A 16,549-nucleotide genomic window follows, 5' to 3' on the forward strand; every position below is an offset into this window, starting at 1 on the left:
GTCAGAGTCCGGCGGCTGTTTTGCGCACGATTTCGATGCGTTGCGCGTTCGGCGGATGGGTTCCCAGGAACCGATCGCCAGGATCAGGGATGCGGGTAAAGAACTTTGCCCCCCGCAACGGGTCATAGCCTGCACGTTTCGCGATGACAGTGCCCAGAGCATCCGCTTCCAGCTCAAAATCTTTTGAATAGGTGCGCGCACCTACCCGGGCCCCTGTACGCTGTGCATTCTGTACCGAGACAGGATCGCCCCCCAGCAACACCGCGAGACTGCCCGCGATCACAGCACCGGCGACAGCATTCTGCTGCTGACGTGCGATGTGCCCGGCAATGTGGTGCGCCGCCTCGTGCCCCAGGACAAAGGCCAGCTCGTCCGTGTTGCGCGCATCATCAATCAGCGCGAGCGTGAACGCGATTAGAGGTCTGCCGGATTTGTCCAGGGTCTGAAAGGCATTGGCGGGCATGCCCGGACGATCATCCACAAGGATGCGGAAATCGCAGTTTACGCCGCGGGTACGCGCGCGGCACTCCCGTTCGGCCACAGGTTCCACCGTTCGGACGACCTGGTCAAAACTGCGCTTTGCCGCTGCAGAGGATGTGCCGGTGGGCGCGGTAGCGCTGCCCGACTGCGGTGAGGCAGGACCTTGCACAGTGGTAACTTCGCACCCCGCCAGCAAGACAGCCATCGCTATCATCGAAACTTTTCTCAGCATCACCATGGCGCCTCTGATTACCTTACAACCGGTTTCCATCTTAGCGTCTCTGTGATCAGGTGCCACCCCGAAGACGCCGCTTTGTGAGCCTTGCAAAGACCTGCGCATGGCGTAGTCTGCGCCTATGTTTACCATCGAGCATGAATTTGACGCGACAGTTGTCACGCTGGTTGATGAAGGCCAGGCACCGCTGCAGGAAGATGTCACTGTGCACGCCACAGAGAGTGCTATCCTGCTCAATCAGTATGACCCCAGGACGGACAAGACGGTTTCGGTGACCCTGTCTCCGGAACAGTGGCGCGATCTGAACGCCGCCCTTAACCTGCCTGAAGGCGTCTACAGAACCGAGTGAGCGATTGACCACGCCATAAGGCGATGATGTAACGTTCACAGATCGTCAGGGAGAGGGCAGATGAGCACCGGTACAAATATTGTGACCTGGTTCCGGAACCAATGGCACAGGGAAGATGTGGCCATTATGCGCGCCGCTGATCACGGCTCCTGGCTGGGAACCAGCGTTTTTGACGGCGCGCGCATGTTTGCGGGCCGTACACCGGATTTGCTGGCACATTGCGAGCGGGTCAACCATTCCGCACGGGCGCTGATGATCACGCCAACCGTCGCGGCAGCTGAAATGGTGGAAATGATCCGGGAAGGTCTGCGCCACTATGGGCCCGATGATGCGGTCTATATCCGCCCGATGTACTGGGCGATCCATGGTGACGCCACGGCCATCGTTCCCGATCCGGATGCGACCGGTTTTGCCATCTGTCTGGAACAGATCCCGATGGCACCGGCAGATGCCTCGACGACCCTGGGCAGGACACGTTTCCGCAGACCCGTGCTGGAAGACAACGTGGTAAACGCAAAGGCGGGTTGTCTTTACCCGAACAACGCACGGATGCTTACCGAAGTGCGCGCCCGCGGATTTGGCAATGCGCTGGTGGCAGACGCTATGGGCAATGTCGCTGAATCGGCCACGGCAAACGTGTTTATGGTGCGCGACGGAGAGGTCTTTACCCCCATTGCCAATGGCACCTTTCTGGCGGGCATTACCCGTGCGCGCCACATCACCAACATGAACAGTGACGGGATGCGCGTACACCAGTCGGTTCTGAGCTTTGAGGATTTTGAGCGGGCGGATGAGGTTTTTCTGACCGGCAATATGTCCAAAATCACCCCTGTCACCGCATTTGAGGACAAGTTTTACCAGATTGGGCCAGTCGCCCGGCGTCTGCGCGAGATGTACTGGGACTGGGCAGCGTCCGAGACCCTGTAATACCAGAGGCGGAGATCAGGCGCTCATCCGTCGGCGGCGGGAAGTTTGCGATTGCGCACGGTCTGCCCAGAGGTCATGATCTGCCCAAAAGGGAGGCGTCAGAAGATGCGCAAGTTTCTCGTTATTCTCGACGACAGCAGGGAATGCCTCAACGCGATGCGGTTTGCCGCGATGCGCGCAGCCCACACCGGGGGCGGTGTCGAGGTGCTGGCGGTTATTCCCCCCGATGAATTCAACCACTGGATCGGTGTCGGCGAGATGATGCGCGAAGAAGCCCGCGAGCGGATCGAAGTGCACTATGAGGTCTTTGCCAAGTGGATGCGCGACCGGCAGGGTGTAGAGCCCGAACTGGTGATCCGCGAAGGACAGCCCGTTGATGAGATCATGGCGCAGATACGGGAGGACCCGGAGATCGGCGTACTGGTTCTGGGCGCTGGCACGGACAAAAAAGGCCCAGGCCCGCTTGTAACACAGCTGACAAAAAACGCCGGAGGGTTGCCCATTCCGATAACGATCGTTCCCGGCGATCTGAGCAAAGAGAAGCTGGAAGCGATCACCTGAAGCCAGCCTTTGGGGCTGCGACCGGTGCCTGCATCAGTGCACAGATTAGAATCGTTCCAAACCTTGACTTACTCAGGCGCTGTCCGCATATCTGATGGACCCTCAGGAGAGAGCAGATGTTTATCCAGACCGAATCCACACCGAACCCTGCAACGCTCAAGTTTCTGCCTGGCCAGACCGTGCTCGACATGGGAACAGCAGATTTCCCAACGCCGGACACAGCTGACAAATCGCCGCTGGCGACGCGTATCTTTGCCGTCGAAGGTGTGACAGGTGTATTTTTCGGCAATGACTTCGTCACGGTAACAAAAGCAGACGCCGTGGACTGGGATCACATCAAACCCGCTCTGCTGGGTGCCATTATGGAGCATTTCCAGTCTGGTCAGCCGGTCATGGCAGGTGATCACACACCCGTCTCCGGCCATGCGGAGCATGATGGCGAGGACGGCGCAGTCGTCAGCCAGATCAAAGAATTGCTGGACAGCCGTGTGCGTCCGGCCGTAGCCCAGGACGGCGGCGATATTACATTCCACGGCTTTGAACGCGGCGTGGTTTACCTGCACATGCAGGGTGCCTGCGCTGGTTGCCCCTCTTCGACGCTGACGCTGAAAATGGGCATCGAAAACCTGTTGCGGCACTATATCCCGGAAGTCACAGAAGTACGCCCGGTCGCAACCTGATCCGCTGAATCCCGGCCGGAGCATGCACCGGCCCGGACAGACGGAGACCAGACAACTATGACCCAATCCGTTGTGCAACCTGCCTCCGGTGACCAGCCGCTTGTACTGGCGTTTGACACGTCTGCCGCACGCGTCGCGGTATGTGTACTGCACGGCCAGAACGTGCTGGCGCAGGCCGAAGAGGAAATGGCTAAGGGTCAGGCTGAACGCCTTATGGGCCTTTGCCAGGAAACCCTGAAGTCGGCCGGCGCGGCGACTTCAGACATCAGTCTTATCGCAACAGGCACGGGCCCGGGCAACTTCACAGGCATTCGCATTTCCGTGTCTGCGGCCCGTGGTCTGGCACTGGGGCTGGACGTGCCCGCAATCGGCATAAACAACCTGGAGGCGCAGGCCTTTGGGATTCAAGGCACTGTTTTCTCCTCGCTTGATGCACGGCGGGACGCGCTTTATCTGCAGGTTCTGCAAAACGCGGAACCTGTCGGCGCGCCGGTTCTGTGTGATCTTGAGAGCCTGCCTGAAGTGCCCGCAGGTGTTCCGCCGCTCTGTACAGGCCACCGGTCAGAGGAAACAGCAGCCCGGATAGGTGGACAGTCTGTGCACCAGAAACTCCCGGTTGCTGAAACCATCGCACGCTGCGCACGCGCCCGCCGTCACCTGCAGAACCCGCGCCCTGCACCCGTTTATATCCGTCCCGCTGATGCCGCACCGGCGAAACACGCTGCCCCTGTGATCCTGCCGTGACCCCCGGGGAAATGAGTCTGATACATCGGCGTGCTTTTGAACAGGAGCGAGGCTGGACATCTGATGAAGTGGCCGCACTGCTGGCATCCCCACATGTATTTGCGGTCTGCCGGGCACATGGCTTCGCACTCATACGGGTCGTCGCAGAGGAGGCCGAACTGCTCACGCTGGCCGTTGATCCGGCGCACAGACGCGAGGGGATCGCCGATGCGATCATGACCGAATGGATGCAAAACTGCGACGCCACCGAAGCCTTTCTCGAAGTCGCCGAGGACAACCACGCAGCGCGCGCGCTTTACGCAAGGCACAGATTCGCGCAGGCAGGATGCCGCAGGGCCTATTATGCGCGCGCAGATGGCCCGGCGGCAGACGCGTTGCTGATGCGCGCGCCGCTGACCCGCGGTCAGATGCCCTGACACCGTGTCTTTCCTGCAAAAACCGGTTGACCCTGCCTGCCGGACAGGTCCTAATTTGGCGAGGATCAGATAACATCTGCTCAATACGGGCAGCACCGGCAATAAATGACTGGTGCGAACCCCGAAACACAACCTGGGAGACACCTGAATGACCCTTTTTAACAAACTTCTCGGCGCTTCAGCCGCGCTGGCTCTTTCTGCCGGTGCAGCACTGGCCGAGCCTGCGCTGATCTTCGATCTGGGCGGCAAATTCGACAAATCTTTTAACGAAGCGGCGTTTAACGGTGCTACCCGCTGGTCCGAAGAGACCGGCGAAAGCTTCCGCGAGATCGAACTTCAGTCCGAAGCACAGCGCGAGCAGGCTCTACGCCGCTTTGCCGAGGCAGGCTCCAACCCGATCGTTATGGCCGGTTTTGCCTTTGGCGACGCGCTGGGTCAGGTTGCGGCTGACTATCCGGACACGAGCTTTGTCATCATCGACATGGTCGTAGATGCACCGAACGTCCGCTCCGTTGTCTTTAACGAGCACGAGGGCTCCTATCTTGTTGGCATGATGGCGGCTCAGGCTTCCTCTTCCGGCACTGTTGGCTTCATCGGCGGCATGGATATTCCGCTGATCCGCAAATTCGCCTGCGGCTATGCTCAGGGCGTCAAGGCGGTGAACCCCGACGCGACCGTCATCGCAAATATGACAGGCACAACACCTGCTGCGTGGAACGACCCTGTAAAAGGCTCGGAGCTCACCAAGGCACAGATCAGCCAGGGTGCTGATGTGGTTTATGCCGCTGCAGGCGGTACCGGTGTTGGCGTTCTGCAGACAGCTGCGGACGAAGGCATCCTGTCGATCGGTGTGGACAGCAACCAGAACTACCTGCATCCGGGTAAGGTACTGACCTCCATGATGAAACGCGTCGACAACGCTGTCTATGAGGCCTTTACCGACGGCCCCGGCCTTGAAACCGGCTTCCAGGTCATGGGTCTGGCCAACGGCGGTGTGGGCTATGCCATGGATGACAACAACGCATCTCTTGTCAGCGCCGACATGCAGGCCAGCGTCGACGACGCAGCTGCCAAAATCGCTGCGGGCGAAGTGGCAGTGCATGACTATATGTCCGACGACAGCTGCCCCGTTCTGAACTTCTGAGCAGGCTGAGTATACTCCGGGCCGTGCCGCATGATCTGCGGCGCGGCCCGCTTTCACAACAGGAAGCCAAAACCGAACAGGCACCGCCCGCCTGGCATACGGATTTCTGACAAGGCTTCACGGGAACGGACACCGCACCATGACAGCCCCCGCGATTGAGCTCAAAGGCATCTCCAAGGCCTTCGGACCGGTTCAGGCGAACAAAGACATCTCCATCCGCGTCATGCCTGGCACAATCCACGGCATTATCGGTGAGAACGGCGCGGGAAAATCCACGCTGATGTCCATCCTCTATGGCTTTTACAAAGCCGATAAGGGCGAGATTTTCATCTCCGGCACCAAAACGGAGATCCCCGACAGTCAGGCCGCCATCGCCGCAGGCATTGGTATGGTTTTTCAGCACTTCAAGCTGGTCGAGAATTTTACCGTCCTGGAAAACATCATTCTGGGTGCAGAGGACGGCGGCCTGCTGCGTCCGTCACTGGCCAAAGCCCGCAAGTCACTGATCGGCCTTGCGGAGGAATATGGTCTGAATGTCGACCCGGACGCGCTGATCGAAGAGATCGGCGTGGGCATGCAACAGCGTGTCGAAATCCTCAAGGCACTCTACCGCCAGGCGGATATCCTGATCCTGGATGAGCCCACAGGCGTTCTTACCCCGGCAGAGGCCGACCAGCTATTCCGGATCTTGGGACGTCTGCGTGAAGAAGGCAAAACCATCATTCTGATCACGCACAAACTGCGCGAGATCATGGAGGCCACCGACACCGTCAGCGTCATGCGGCGCGGCGAAATGACGGCAACGGTCAAAACATCTGACACCTCCCCAGCGGAACTGGCCGAGCTCATGGTAGGCCGTAAGGTTCTGTTACGCGTGGACAAAAAACCTGCAGCCCCGGGGGATGTCGTTCTGGATATCAAAGGTCTGCGGGTTGTTGACGATCAGAAGGTCGAGCGCCTCAAGGGCATCGACCTGCAGGTCCGCGCCGGCGAGATCGTTGGCATTGCCGGTGTTGCGGGCAACGGGCAGTCGGAGCTGCTGGAAGTGCTGGGCGGATATGCGGATGGCACGGGCGTGGTCACACTGAACGGCCAGACCCTTGATCTGAGCGGCAAACACTCGGACGGACGATCACGCCGTGGCCGGGGGATCGGACATGTACCCGAGGACCGCCAGCGCGAGGGCCTGATCATGGATTTCTCGGCCTGGGAAAACACGGCGTTTGGATACCACCGTGCCGAAGCCTACCAGTCGGGCCTTTTGCTTAACAACCAGGCCATTCGCAATGACACCGCCGAAAAAATGGCGCGTTTCGATGTGCGCCCGCCAAATCCGGCACTTGCCGCCAAGAATTTCTCGGGTGGCAACCAGCAGAAAATTGTTCTGGCCCGCGAAATCGAGCGGAACCCTGATCTGCTGCTGATCGGTCAGCCGACACGCGGCGTCGACATCGGCGCTATTGAGTTCATCCATCAGCAGATCGTCGCACTGCGGGACCAGGGCAAGGCTATTCTGCTGGTTTCTGTGGAGCTGGAGGAAATCCTCGCACTTGCCGATCGTGTGGCAGTGATGTTCGACGGGCACATTATGGGAGAACGTCTGTCGTCAGAGACGGACGAAAAAGAACTTGGCCTGCTCATGGCCGGGGTGGGGAGCTGACGCATGGATGTGATGCCTAAATGGGCCGAGGTTGTTCTCGTGCCACTCATTTCGCTGATACTGGCCGCAATCCTGTCTGCACTGGTCATCCTTGCCATCGGCGAGGACCCGGTCGAGGCCGTGAACCTGATGATCACCGGCGCGCTCGGCAGCACCTATGGCTGGGGCTACACCCTGTATTACGCAACGAATTTTCTGTTTACCGGGCTCGCCGTCTCCGTCGCCTTTCATGCCGGTCTCTTTAATATCGGTGGCGAAGGTCAGGCGATGCTGGGCGGATTGGGTGTTGCTCTTGCCTGCCTGCTGATCCCCTGGCCGCACTGGACGCTGGCGCTGATCGGGGCAACCCTGGCCGCCGGGCTCTTTGGCGCAGCCTGGGCAGCAATTCCAGCGTTTCTGCAGGCCAAACGTGGTAGTCACATCGTGATCACCACGATCATGTTCAACTTTATCGCAGCCGGTCTGCTCAACTATGTTCTGGTCAATCTGATGCGCCCGGCGGGCAGCATGGACCCGGCGACAGCGCGTTTTCCCGAAACGGTCCATTTGCCCACCCTGCACGATATCCTGGGAACCGTCGGCATCAGTTTTTCCAAGGCCGCGCCGGCAAACGTAACCTTCCTGATCGCCGTTGTGGCCTGTGTTCTGGTCTGGCTGCTGCTCTGGCGCACCTGGCTCGGGTACGAGATCCGCAGCTACGGAAAATCAGAAGCCGCCGCTAAATACGCCGGAATTTCACCCGTCGCCATTACCATGATCGCCATGCTGATCTCGGGTGCTCTGGCGGGGATGATGGCCATCAATAACGTGATGGGCGAGGCGGAACGGCTTGTTCTGAACGCCGTTGAAGGTGCCGGATTTATCGGGATCGCCGTGGCCCTTATGGGGCGCAGCCATCCCTTTGGTGTGTTCCTTGCAGCCATCCTTTTCGGGTTCCTCTACCAGGGCGGCGCTGAACTGGCCCTCTGGACATCGATCCCGCGCGAACTCATCGTTGTGATCCAGGCTCTGGTCATTCTGTTTACCGGTGCACTCGACAATATGGTCCGGATGCCGCTTGAACGTCTGTTCCTGATGATGCGCCGGGGGGATGCATGATGGACTTCCTGACGCTCATTCAGCTGCTCGACAGCACGGTACGCCTCGCCACTCCGCTGCTTCTGGCCTGTCTTGCCGGACTGTTTTCCGAACGCGCCGGTATTTTTGATATCGGCCTTGAGGGCAAGATGCTCGCCGCCGCCTTTTTCTCTGCCGCGGTTGCAGCCCTCAGCGGATCTGTCTGGGTCGGGCTGCTGGCAGGCATCGGCGCGTCGGTCGCTCTCAGCCTGCTGCACGGGCTGGCATCGATCACATTTCGCGGCAATCAGCTGATTTCCGGTGTCGCGATCAACTTTCTCGCCGCCGGTCTCACGGTCCTGATTGCGCAGGACTGGTTCAGCCAGGGCGGGCGTACGCCGTCGCTTATGGGCGGCGCGCGGTTCGAGCCGGTCTCCCTGCCCTTTGCAGAGGCACTGTCCGCTGTTCCCTTTCTGGGCCCGGTTTACTCTGAGCTCATCTCGGGCCACTCCGTGCTGGTTTACCTGGCTTTTGCGACCGTTCCCATGACCTGGTGGTTGCTCTACCGGACACGTTTTGGTCTGCGCCTGCGCGCCGTAGGTGAAAACCCGGCCGCCGTCGACACAGCGGGTGTCTCCGTGATCGGCCTTCGCTATGCTGCGGTGATCATCTGTGGCGTGCTGTGCGGGATTGCCGGCGCCTACCTGTCAACCGCACTACAGGCAGGATTTGTAAAGGATATGTCTGCCGGACGCGGGTTTATTGCGCTGGCAGCGCTGATTTTTGCAAAGTGGCGTCCGTGGTACGCGCTCTGGGCAACACTTCTTTTTGGCCTTTTCGGTGCGCTGGAAACACGTCCGGATGTGATCCAGTCGCTGATTGGCATCAAGGTCCAGGGCCAGTTGCTGGCCGCGCTGCCCTACATCATGACGGTTATTATCCTGGCTGGTTTTGTGGGCAAGGCAATTCCGCCCCGCGCCGGTGGCGAGCCTTATGTGAAAGAACGCTGAAAATAAGTCCAGTTCAGTGATTACATCGGTCCTGTTTGCTGCAGAGCAGCAGGACCCATTGATTTTGAAACCATCGGGGCCTAACAGAGGTCATGCAGATATATCTTCCCATCGCCGAAGTATCGGTCAATGCCTTCCTGTTGCTGGGGCTTGGTGGGATTGTGGGTGTTCTGTCCGGTATGTTTGGTGTCGGCGGCGGTTTTCTGATGACGCCACTGCTGTTCTTTATTGGCATACCCCCGGCAGTCGCCGTCGCAACAGAAGCCAACCAGATCGTCGCCTCGTCCTTCTCCGGTGTTCTCGCACATCTCAGACGAAAGACGGTGGACCTCCGAATGGGTACCGTGCTGCTCATTGGCGGCCTTATCGGGGCCGCTCTGGGTGTTGTGGTCTTTAACTATCTCAAGGCGCAGGGCCAGGTCGATCTGCTGGTTAAGCTCTGCTACGTGGTTTTCCTGGGGATTATCGGCGGGCTGATGTTCTTTGAAAGCCTGCGGGCCATCCGGAACACCAAAAAGGGCAAACCGCCTACACGCAAAAAGCACAACTGGATCCACGGCCTGCCCTTCAAAATGCGGTTCCGTGTCTCCGGACTTTATATCTCCGTGATCCCCCCGGTGCTGGTCGGTATCGCCGTTGGTATTCTGGCAGCCATCATGGGTGTCGGCGGTGGCTTTATCATGGTGCCTGCAATGATCTATCTGCTGGGCATGCCCACCAAGGTCGTAGTCGGGACATCCCTTTTCCAGATCATTTTTGTGACAGCCTTCACCACAATGCTGCACGCCACCACCAACTTTACCGTGGATGTGGTCCTTGCAGTTCTGCTGCTCGTGGGCGGTGTGATCGGGGCGCAGATCGGCACACGTATCGGTGTGAAAATGAAGGCCGAGCAATTGCGCATTCTTCTGGCAATGATGGTTCTGGCGGTTTGCGGCAAACTGGCGCTGGATCTGCTGATCATGCCATCCGAGCTCTACTCCATCGGCGCGGCGGGTCACTGATGCGCAGACTGGCCCTCCTGATCACAGTCCTGCTGCTGGCGCTGCCTGCAATAGCCGAAGAGGTTGTGCTGGGTCTGAGCAAAGACACGGTTTCGATCAATACCAGCTTTGACGGCTCCGAAATCCTGATTTTCGGCGCGGTGAAACGCGAAGCGCCGATCCCGGACGACCCGCGTCTGCAGGTCATTATTACCGTCGCCGGACCAGACGAGACATTCACCGTCCGGCGCAAGGAAAAGAAGTTCGGCATCTGGGTCAACACCGACGCCGTCGAGGTCGACCGAGCTCCCAGTTTTTACGCGGTTTCGACCAGTACGGCGCTGGGACTATCCCTGAGCAACACAGAAGATCTGCGGCACAAGGTATCTATCCCCCGCGCGATCCGGTCCGTCGGGGCGCCCGATACGATCAGGGATGCGACCCTCTTTACCGATGCGCTGATCCGTATCAAGTCCGGGTCGAACCAGTACCAGCTCAACGAAGGTACAGTCAGCGTCGATGCCCAGACTCTGTTCCGCGCAGCGATCGAGCTCCCGGCCGCGCTGACAGAAGGGGATTACGAGACACGTATTTTCCTCACCCGGGGCGGAGAGGTCATCTCGCGGTATGAAACCAGCATCTATGTCCGCAAAGTCGGCCTGGAGCGCTGGCTGTTCAAGCTGTCACGGGAAAATGCACTGATGTATGGTCTGATGTCGCTGGCCATTGCGATCAGCGCCGGCTGGGCCGCATCCGCCGTGTTCCGCATCTTCCGCGCCTGAGCCAATACCCGGAATGAGCCTAGCCACGCCCGATGTAGGGCATGGTTGTCGCCATCACCGTCATGAACTGCACGTTTGCCTCTGCCGGCAGGTTTGCCATATGCAAGACCGAGGATGCCGCATGGGACACGTCCATCGTTGCCGTGCCGGGCTGGGTCTTTTTCAACTCCTGCAGCAGCGCCGTTTCCGCATTGCCTATGTCGATCTGACCACAGGCGATACCGAACGGCCTGCCATCCAGTGACAGGGTTTTCGTGAGCCCCGTTACCGCGTGTTTCGTTGTGGTATAGCACACAGAGTTCGGCCGCGGCACATAGGCGGAGAGCGACCCGTTGTTGATAATGCGCCCACCCTGGGGATCCTGGGCACGCATCCGCGCAAAGGCGAGGCGTGCCGCGATGAACATCCCTCCGACATTGACGGAAAGAACCTGCGCCCAGTCCTCCAGCGGCACCTCGTCTATGGTCGCGGGCGGGCCAAAAAGACCCGCGTTGTTAAACAACACATCGATATGCCCAAAGGCCTCAAAGGCCGCCGCCATCGCCGTCGCATCGGTGACGTCTGCCGGCAACGGCACCGCGGTTTCGTACCTGTCGGCCAGCGCCTCCAGCAGATCGCCCCGCCGGGCGATCAGACCAACGCGCCAGCCTTCCGTCAGGAAAAGCTCAGCAGTGGAGTGTCCGATGCCGGAACTGGCTCCGGTGATGATAATGGATTTCACAGCAGATCCTCCTCAGGGGGTTCAGACAGGGTCAGGGCAGTAGCAGGCACACTGCGCAGGTCATCGGTGTTCAGTGGCCCGGAGGGACGCGCGAGCCGGTTTCGCACCACCCACACCAGACGCTCCTGTGCACGCGTAATCGCGACATAGGCAAGGCGTTTCCAAAGGGGCTGACCGGCCTCTGTCCGCCCCATCCGCGCAGCCGTATAAAGATCCGGCGCAAAGACCTGGACTGTATCCCACTGGGAGCCCTGGGCCTTGTGTATTGTCACGGCAGCACCATGCAGAAACGTGGCCCCCATCCTGGCCGCGAATGGAATAAAGGGCTCTTCCTCGTCCGGCTTTTCGATCTTCACGATTGATGCGGCAGAAACCTGCGGATCCTCGGCCCCCATGACATGCAACCGGCTGAACCCTGGCTTGCGCCCCTCGCCCAGAAAAATGACCTGCGCGCCTTTTATCAGCCCACGCGCCTCGAGATCGAGCCGTTTTTTGCGGTGTTTCAATGGCAGCTCAAGACCGTCGCATATCAGCGGCTCACCGGCGAGCAGTGCATCCTCGGGCGCACCATGCACCTGGCGGAACGCGTTGATCAGCCGGATACGCGTGGCATTGCGCCAGACCAGCACAGGGCTGCGGGCCATCAGATCAACCTCGACGCGCTGACCCCAGACGACACGGTCGTCCCGGGCGGCAGCCTGTTCAACCATCCGCTCAAATTGTTCAAAGGTCAGGTCCGGATCGCTGAGCGCATGCGCAAGGTCGAGAATCGGGTTGTCGGCATCCTGACGGTGAATACGGCTCAGGTTCAGCACCCTCTGCTCTGGCAGCTTGTCGAATACCATTGTGCCCGACTGATTGACCGGTGCCAGCTGTGCAGGATCGCCAAAGAGAAGCAGCGTCGGGAAGATTTCCTGCAAGTCCTCAAACTGCCGGTCATCCAGCATCGAGGATTCGTCGATAAATCCTATGTCCAGCGGCTCTTCGCGCCGTTTCCATCCCGTGATGAAATCCGACCCGCGCAATCCGGCGGCAGCCAGAGCGCCGGGGATGGACTTGTTGCCGGCATAGAACTTTGCTGCCCGTTCAAGAGCCTCGTCGGTCAGGCCCTCGATTTCCGGCTTTTCACCGTTTCCCGTCAGCCATTCCGCGATCCGCTCGTATTCAGGGTCATACACCGGGGTGTAGAGAATGCGGTGAATGGTGGTCGCCGGCACGCCCCGCAGACGCAGGACAGAGGCCGCTTTGTTCGTCGGCGCAAGCACCGCCAGCGTGCGTTTGTCCTTTTTCCGCCGGCTTTCATAGTCACCCGAGACAATTTCAGCGCCCGCCCCTTCCAGCGCCTTGTAAAGCTCTGCAAGTAATAGCGTTTTCCCGGACCCGGCCTTGCCGGTGACAGCGAGAACCGAGCTCGTTGTGCCCCGCGGCGGCGTTAGTAACTGGTCATCCAGATTGACACCTGCGCTGCGCAGCACGTCGGAAATCGTGTCAAAGGCCTGCGCCTGATCGTCGGAAAATGTGAGCGCCGGTGCATTCATAGCGCGACCCTACAGTCAGGCCGCGCCGGGTGCCAGATGTCACGTGCCGCTCAGCAGGCACGAACCAGTTTCGGCGCGGTTGTTGCACCGAATGCCCGTTCAAACCACAGGCGGGACAGCTCGGGCGACACACCTGCCCGACGCGCGACCAGAGCCTGTGCTTCGGGCGTGAATTCCCACAGACCGACGCTGATTTTGTCGCGGCCTTCACCTTTGCTGCCCAACACGTCCGGGGACGAACCGATCATACGGTAGATCCGCACCATGCGTGCGTCGAACACACCCACAAAGTGTCTTACCCCGAAACCGTTCATGATCTCTCCGCCCCCCAGCATCAGTGCGGCCGCAACTGTGCTTGGTGCTTCGCGGTTCAGACAAAAGCGGGTGCATTCCCAGATCAGGGGGCTGGTCACAGTGCCGCCGCCCATCACATCGGTGAAATGGTCGTTTACCATCGTGCGTTCGGTTGTGGGCAGAAAGCGCATGGAGCCACCGTGCGTGCCATCGGCTTTTTCCCAGATCACGTACAGCGGATTGAGGTCGTCATATTCGTCACGTTCCCAGCCCTGTGCATCAACATTCACTTCCCAGCCAAGTCTGGTTTTGAACTGGTCTGCCCGGTCCCGGAACATGGTATCTGTCAGAAGCGGGTACTGTTTCAGCTGGTCTGCATAGAGGTAACGAAGCATGTTGTTGATCCTTTGGTCGCATCAGAAGGTGCACCAAGGATTGCTTGATCATGATTAACCGACGGAAACCGCCACGCGCGGCCCGGTAACCTTTTCGGGCAACAAAGGTCGGGTTTTCACACCACAATGACGCCGCGGCTGATGGCTCTGGCGACGGCATGGGTCGTGTTGGCAGCGCCCAGTTTGAAGCGGGCGCTTTCAATGTAGACACGCAGTGTATGCTCTGAAATCGAAAGGGTTTCAGCCACTTGCGCCCTGTTGTATCCGATTGCCAGCAGTGTCAGCGCATCCGTTTCGCGCGGCGACAACGGCTGGGAATGTTCCGGAGTTTTGTTCGGCTCAAACTCCAGGGCCTTTTGGTTAAAATAGTGGGCGATCAGGATCAGTTCACGCCGGTTGGTTTCTGTGAAGGTCTCCCACTCATCGTCGTCACAGGTGTGATTCACGGTAAAGAGCGCGAACTGCCCGTTAGGCCCTCGGATGGGAATCGAGTACCCCTGATTCCCTATTCCGTATTCTACAGATTCTGCCTGGAGTGCCCGGGCAGCCTTGCTGGACCAGTCCAGCTTTTTCCAGTCTACCGGATGGAACCGCTGGTAACATCCGATAACCACCGGGTCGATGCGCAGGTAGTTCTGCTGCTGATAGCGTTCGGCCCAATCGAGGGGATAAGTGCCGTAGCCATACTGAGCGCCTGCGCTATCGACCCAGTGATATACGATATTGTCGACCTGAAAGTGCGACCTGAGGGCGACAATCGCATCCTGGATACCTTCAAGCGTGTCCGCCTGCTCCAGCGCCGCCAATACCGCTTCCACCGGGTTCAAGTTGTCTTTCATGTTGCGTTTCGCCCTGCGTCTTCTCATGAAGCGCCGCAATTTCGGCCAGAGCAACAATCGCGGTATCGTCTAACTGTTCGGCAAGTACCGGCAAGTCATTCGCTGTCGCAAAAGTTTTCAAGTCCGTCAGAACGTCCAAAATCCAGTCACTTCTCATATCAGACTCGCCTTTTAAAGGTTAATGAAGCATTAACACAACTCTAGCATGTACTAATACCACTTGAAAATTCGCGGTTATTTACTCCCCAGAAATAGCGAGGGCGAATTTTCTAAGTCACTGTTCCCAAAAAGCGACACACGTATAACGGGAAAACCCTGTGAAATCGTTAGTCGATTCGCAGGGTTCAGTAAAGTAAAACGACTCGCTGGAACCTTAACGCCTGGCCTCAAGCGCATCCTCGAGCGTTCTCAGACCCGTGGCAGGTGCCTGCACCAGCACAGACATGTTCCCGGGCTTATGCTCGTTGCGCATCATCTTCATATGCGCCTGGGGCAGATCGTTCCAGGCGAACACTTCGGACATACATGGATCAAGACGGCGCTCCAGCATCAGCTTGTTCGCTGCACTTGCCTGCTTGAGGTGTGCAAAGTGGCTTCCCTGCAGGCGTTTCTGATGCATCCACATATAACGTACATCAAAAGTGAGGTTAAAGCCGGTGGTACCCGCACAGATCACAACCATGCCGCCCTTTTTGACAACAAAGGTCGAGACAGGGAAAGTAGACTCGCCTGGGTGCTCAAAAACCATGTCGACATTGACACCCTTGCCGGTGATGTCCCAGATCGCCTTGCCGAACTTGCGGGCTTCCGTAAACCACGCGGCATATTCGGGGGTATTGACCGTCGGCAACTGACCCCAGCAGTTAAAGTCGCGCCGGTTCAGCACGCCCTTGGCGCCAAGGTCCATCACAAACTGACGTTTGCTCTCATCAGAGATCACACCGATGGCATTGGCCCCTGCCGTATTGATGAGCTGGATCGCATAGGAACCAAGCCCCCCCGACGCGCCCCAGACCAGAACATTCTGCCCGGGTTTCAGGTCATGCGGCTCATGCCCGAAAAGCATTCGGTAGGCAGTTGCCAGTGTCAGCGTATAGCAGGCCGCTTCTTCCCAGGTCAGATGCCGTGGCCGCGGCATCAGCTGCTGGCTCTGGACGCGGGTGAACTGACTGAAAGATCCGTCGGGTGTTTCATAGCCCCAAATGCGCTGGCTGGGGGAATACATCGGATCACCGCCATTGCATTCTTCATCGTCGCCGTCGTCCTGGTTGCAGTGGATGACCACTTCGTCGCCGACTTTCCAGCGGGTGACCCTGTCACCAACGGCCCAGACGATGCCCGCGGCATCCGATCCTGCAATGTGATAGGGCTGTCTGTGTCCGTCAAACGGGCTGATCGGCTGGCCAAGCGCCGCCCAGACGCCGTTATAGTTCACACCGGCCGCCATAACGAGGACCAGCACGTCCTGGCTGTCGAGCTCAGGGACATCGACAACTTCCTGGAGCATGGCTTTGTCCGGCTCGCCATGCCGTTCACGGCGGATCGCCCAAGCGTACATCTGTTTGGGCACATATCCCATGGGCGGCATCTCACCGACCTCATAGAGATCTTTCTCCGGGGCCTCGTATTGAGCGATCGTTGTATCCAGTGCCATGCCAGTCTCCAGCTAACCAAAACCATGCCGCATCGCAGAATCGCGGCGCTTTGAGACTGGAATAGGCACCATCACGCAACA

Annotated in this window: 19 protein-coding genes; 12 read left to right on the forward strand and 7 right to left on the reverse strand. The window is 58.9% G+C overall.

The features are described 5' to 3' along the window. Position 1 precedes the first annotated feature (1 nt). Positions 2-712 (reverse strand): M48 family metallopeptidase, encoded by a 711-nt coding sequence (locus Q1A34_RS15260; RefSeq protein WP_300035899.1) that lies wholly within the window; start codon positions 710-712, stop codon positions 2-4. A 124-nt stretch (positions 713-836) separates the two neighbouring features. Here Q1A34_RS15260 and Q1A34_RS15265 point away from each other — a divergent pair, with 124 nt between their 5' ends. The 12 genes from Q1A34_RS15265 (at position 837) to Q1A34_RS15320 (ending at position 11,027) form a co-directional block, all read left to right on the forward strand. Continuing rightward, entirely contained in the window at positions 837-1,064 is a 228-nt protein-coding gene (locus Q1A34_RS15265) for a hypothetical protein (RefSeq protein ID WP_300035902.1), read from the forward strand. 60 nt (positions 1,065-1,124) lie between these two features. Then, positions 1,125-1,991 carry a branched-chain amino acid aminotransferase gene (locus tag Q1A34_RS15270; RefSeq protein WP_300035904.1) on the forward strand — a complete coding sequence of 289 codons (867 nt, stop codon included), beginning with the start codon at positions 1,125-1,127 and terminating at the stop codon, positions 1,989-1,991. 105 nt (positions 1,992-2,096) lie between these two features. Continuing rightward, on the forward strand, positions 2,097-2,552 hold the full coding sequence (locus tag Q1A34_RS15275; protein ID WP_300035907.1) for a universal stress protein: 456 nt from the start codon (positions 2,097-2,099) through the stop codon (positions 2,550-2,552). 116 nt (positions 2,553-2,668) lie between these two features. Further along, positions 2,669-3,232, forward strand: coding sequence for a NifU family protein (locus tag Q1A34_RS15280; RefSeq protein ID WP_300035910.1), 564 nt, complete (start codon positions 2,669-2,671; stop codon positions 3,230-3,232). A gap of 57 nt (positions 3,233-3,289) precedes the next feature. Further along, the gene (gene tsaB, locus Q1A34_RS15285; protein ID WP_300035915.1) at positions 3,290-3,976 is read left to right on the forward strand and encodes a tRNA (adenosine(37)-N6)-threonylcarbamoyltransferase complex dimerization subunit type 1 TsaB; all 687 of its coding nucleotides are present in this window, start codon (positions 3,290-3,292) and stop codon (positions 3,974-3,976) included. A gap of 11 nt (positions 3,977-3,987) precedes the next feature. Beyond that, the gene (locus Q1A34_RS15290) at positions 3,988-4,392 is read left to right on the forward strand and encodes a GNAT family N-acetyltransferase (RefSeq protein WP_300035918.1); all 405 of its coding nucleotides are present in this window, start codon (positions 3,988-3,990) and stop codon (positions 4,390-4,392) included. 148 nt (positions 4,393-4,540) lie between these two features. Further along, positions 4,541-5,536 (forward strand): BMP family ABC transporter substrate-binding protein, encoded by a 996-nt coding sequence (locus tag Q1A34_RS15295; protein ID WP_300035921.1) that lies wholly within the window; start codon positions 4,541-4,543, stop codon positions 5,534-5,536. Between the two features lie 139 nt (positions 5,537-5,675). Then, positions 5,676-7,196, forward strand: a complete 1,521-nt coding sequence (locus Q1A34_RS15300; RefSeq protein WP_300035924.1) for an ABC transporter ATP-binding protein — start codon at positions 5,676-5,678, stop codon at positions 7,194-7,196. Positions 7,197-7,199: 3 nt separating this feature from the next. Continuing rightward, entirely contained in the window at positions 7,200-8,294 is a 1,095-nt protein-coding gene (locus Q1A34_RS15305; protein ID WP_300035927.1) for an ABC transporter permease, read from the forward strand. Continuing rightward, on the forward strand, positions 8,294-9,262 hold the full coding sequence (locus Q1A34_RS15310; protein ID WP_300036717.1) for an ABC transporter permease: 969 nt from the start codon (positions 8,294-8,296) through the stop codon (positions 9,260-9,262). The genes Q1A34_RS15305 and Q1A34_RS15310 overlap by 1 nt, the downstream gene beginning before the upstream one ends. Before the next feature lie 92 nt (positions 9,263-9,354). Then, complete coding sequence (locus Q1A34_RS15315; RefSeq protein ID WP_300035929.1) at positions 9,355-10,266, forward strand: sulfite exporter TauE/SafE family protein; 912 nt, start codon at positions 9,355-9,357, stop codon at positions 10,264-10,266. Beyond that, a complete protein-coding gene (locus Q1A34_RS15320) occupies positions 10,263-11,027 on the forward strand; it encodes a TIGR02186 family protein (protein WP_300036720.1) in 765 nt (254 codons plus the stop codon). The genes Q1A34_RS15315 and Q1A34_RS15320 overlap by 4 nt, the downstream gene beginning before the upstream one ends. Before the next feature lie 19 nt (positions 11,028-11,046). On the opposite strand, the gene Q1A34_RS15325 is transcribed toward Q1A34_RS15320, so the two are convergent. The 6 genes from Q1A34_RS15325 to ccrA form a co-directional block, all read right to left on the reverse strand. Beyond that, a complete protein-coding gene (locus Q1A34_RS15325; RefSeq protein WP_300035932.1) occupies positions 11,047-11,748 on the reverse strand; it encodes an SDR family NAD(P)-dependent oxidoreductase in 702 nt (233 codons plus the stop codon). Continuing rightward, complete coding sequence (locus Q1A34_RS15330) at positions 11,745-13,286, reverse strand: AAA family ATPase (protein WP_300035935.1); 1,542 nt, start codon at positions 13,284-13,286, stop codon at positions 11,745-11,747. The genes Q1A34_RS15325 and Q1A34_RS15330 overlap by 4 nt, the downstream gene beginning before the upstream one ends. Before the next feature lie 50 nt (positions 13,287-13,336). Beyond that, complete coding sequence (locus Q1A34_RS15335) at positions 13,337-13,975, reverse strand: acyl-homoserine-lactone synthase (protein ID WP_300035938.1); 639 nt, start codon at positions 13,973-13,975, stop codon at positions 13,337-13,339. A 116-nt stretch (positions 13,976-14,091) separates the two neighbouring features. Continuing rightward, positions 14,092-14,814, reverse strand: a complete 723-nt coding sequence (locus Q1A34_RS15340; protein ID WP_300035942.1) for a LuxR family transcriptional regulator — start codon at positions 14,812-14,814, stop codon at positions 14,092-14,094. Continuing rightward, positions 14,750-14,971 carry a hypothetical protein gene (locus Q1A34_RS15345; RefSeq protein WP_300035945.1) on the reverse strand — a complete coding sequence of 74 codons (222 nt, stop codon included), beginning with the start codon at positions 14,969-14,971 and terminating at the stop codon, positions 14,750-14,752. The genes Q1A34_RS15340 and Q1A34_RS15345 overlap by 65 nt, the downstream gene beginning before the upstream one ends. A 216-nt stretch (positions 14,972-15,187) precedes the next feature. Next, positions 15,188-16,468 carry a crotonyl-CoA carboxylase/reductase gene (ccrA, locus tag Q1A34_RS15350; protein WP_300035949.1) on the reverse strand — a complete coding sequence of 427 codons (1,281 nt, stop codon included), beginning with the start codon at positions 16,466-16,468 and terminating at the stop codon, positions 15,188-15,190. Positions 16,469-16,549: the final 81 nt, after the last annotated feature.

This window comes from uncultured Roseobacter sp. (assembly GCF_947491795.1).
In the GTDB taxonomy this organism is placed as follows: Bacteria; Pseudomonadota; Alphaproteobacteria; order Rhodobacterales; family Rhodobacteraceae; genus Roseobacter.

Excerpts from the sequence above, each read along its gene's own strand:
- Q1A34_RS15315 (WP_300035929.1), top strand. The coding sequence starts at position 9,355 with ATGCAGATATATCTTCCCATCGCCGAAGTATCGGTCAATGCCTTCCTG.
- Q1A34_RS15345 (WP_300035945.1), bottom strand. The coding sequence starts at position 14,971 with ATGAGAAGTGACTGGATTTTGGACGTTCTGACGGACTTGAAAACTTTT.
- Q1A34_RS15300 (WP_300035924.1), top strand. The coding sequence starts at position 5,676 with ATGACAGCCCCCGCGATTGAGCTCAAAGGCATCTCCAAGGCCTTCGGA.
- ccrA (WP_300035949.1), bottom strand. The coding sequence starts at position 16,468 with ATGGCACTGGATACAACGATCGCTCAATACGAGGCCCCGGAGAAAGAT.
- Q1A34_RS15295 (WP_300035921.1), top strand. The coding sequence starts at position 4,541 with ATGACCCTTTTTAACAAACTTCTCGGCGCTTCAGCCGCGCTGGCTCTT.
- Q1A34_RS15280 (WP_300035910.1), top strand. The coding sequence starts at position 2,669 with ATGTTTATCCAGACCGAATCCACACCGAACCCTGCAACGCTCAAGTTT.
- Q1A34_RS15310 (WP_300036717.1), top strand. The coding sequence starts at position 8,294 with ATGGACTTCCTGACGCTCATTCAGCTGCTCGACAGCACGGTACGCCTC.
- Q1A34_RS15340 (WP_300035942.1), bottom strand. The coding sequence starts at position 14,814 with ATGAAAGACAACTTGAACCCGGTGGAAGCGGTATTGGCGGCGCTGGAG.
- Q1A34_RS15305 (WP_300035927.1), top strand. The coding sequence starts at position 7,200 with ATGGATGTGATGCCTAAATGGGCCGAGGTTGTTCTCGTGCCACTCATT.
- Q1A34_RS15290 (WP_300035918.1), top strand. The coding sequence starts at position 3,988 with ATGAGTCTGATACATCGGCGTGCTTTTGAACAGGAGCGAGGCTGGACA.
- Q1A34_RS15260 (WP_300035899.1), bottom strand. The coding sequence starts at position 712 with ATGCTGAGAAAAGTTTCGATGATAGCGATGGCTGTCTTGCTGGCGGGG.
- Q1A34_RS15335 (WP_300035938.1), bottom strand. The coding sequence starts at position 13,975 with ATGCTTCGTTACCTCTATGCAGACCAGCTGAAACAGTACCCGCTTCTG.
- Q1A34_RS15270 (WP_300035904.1), top strand. The coding sequence starts at position 1,125 with ATGAGCACCGGTACAAATATTGTGACCTGGTTCCGGAACCAATGGCAC.
- Q1A34_RS15265 (WP_300035902.1), top strand. The coding sequence starts at position 837 with ATGTTTACCATCGAGCATGAATTTGACGCGACAGTTGTCACGCTGGTT.
- tsaB (WP_300035915.1), top strand. The coding sequence starts at position 3,290 with ATGACCCAATCCGTTGTGCAACCTGCCTCCGGTGACCAGCCGCTTGTA.
- Q1A34_RS15330 (WP_300035935.1), bottom strand. The coding sequence starts at position 13,286 with ATGAATGCACCGGCGCTCACATTTTCCGACGATCAGGCGCAGGCCTTT.
- Q1A34_RS15275 (WP_300035907.1), top strand. The coding sequence starts at position 2,097 with ATGCGCAAGTTTCTCGTTATTCTCGACGACAGCAGGGAATGCCTCAAC.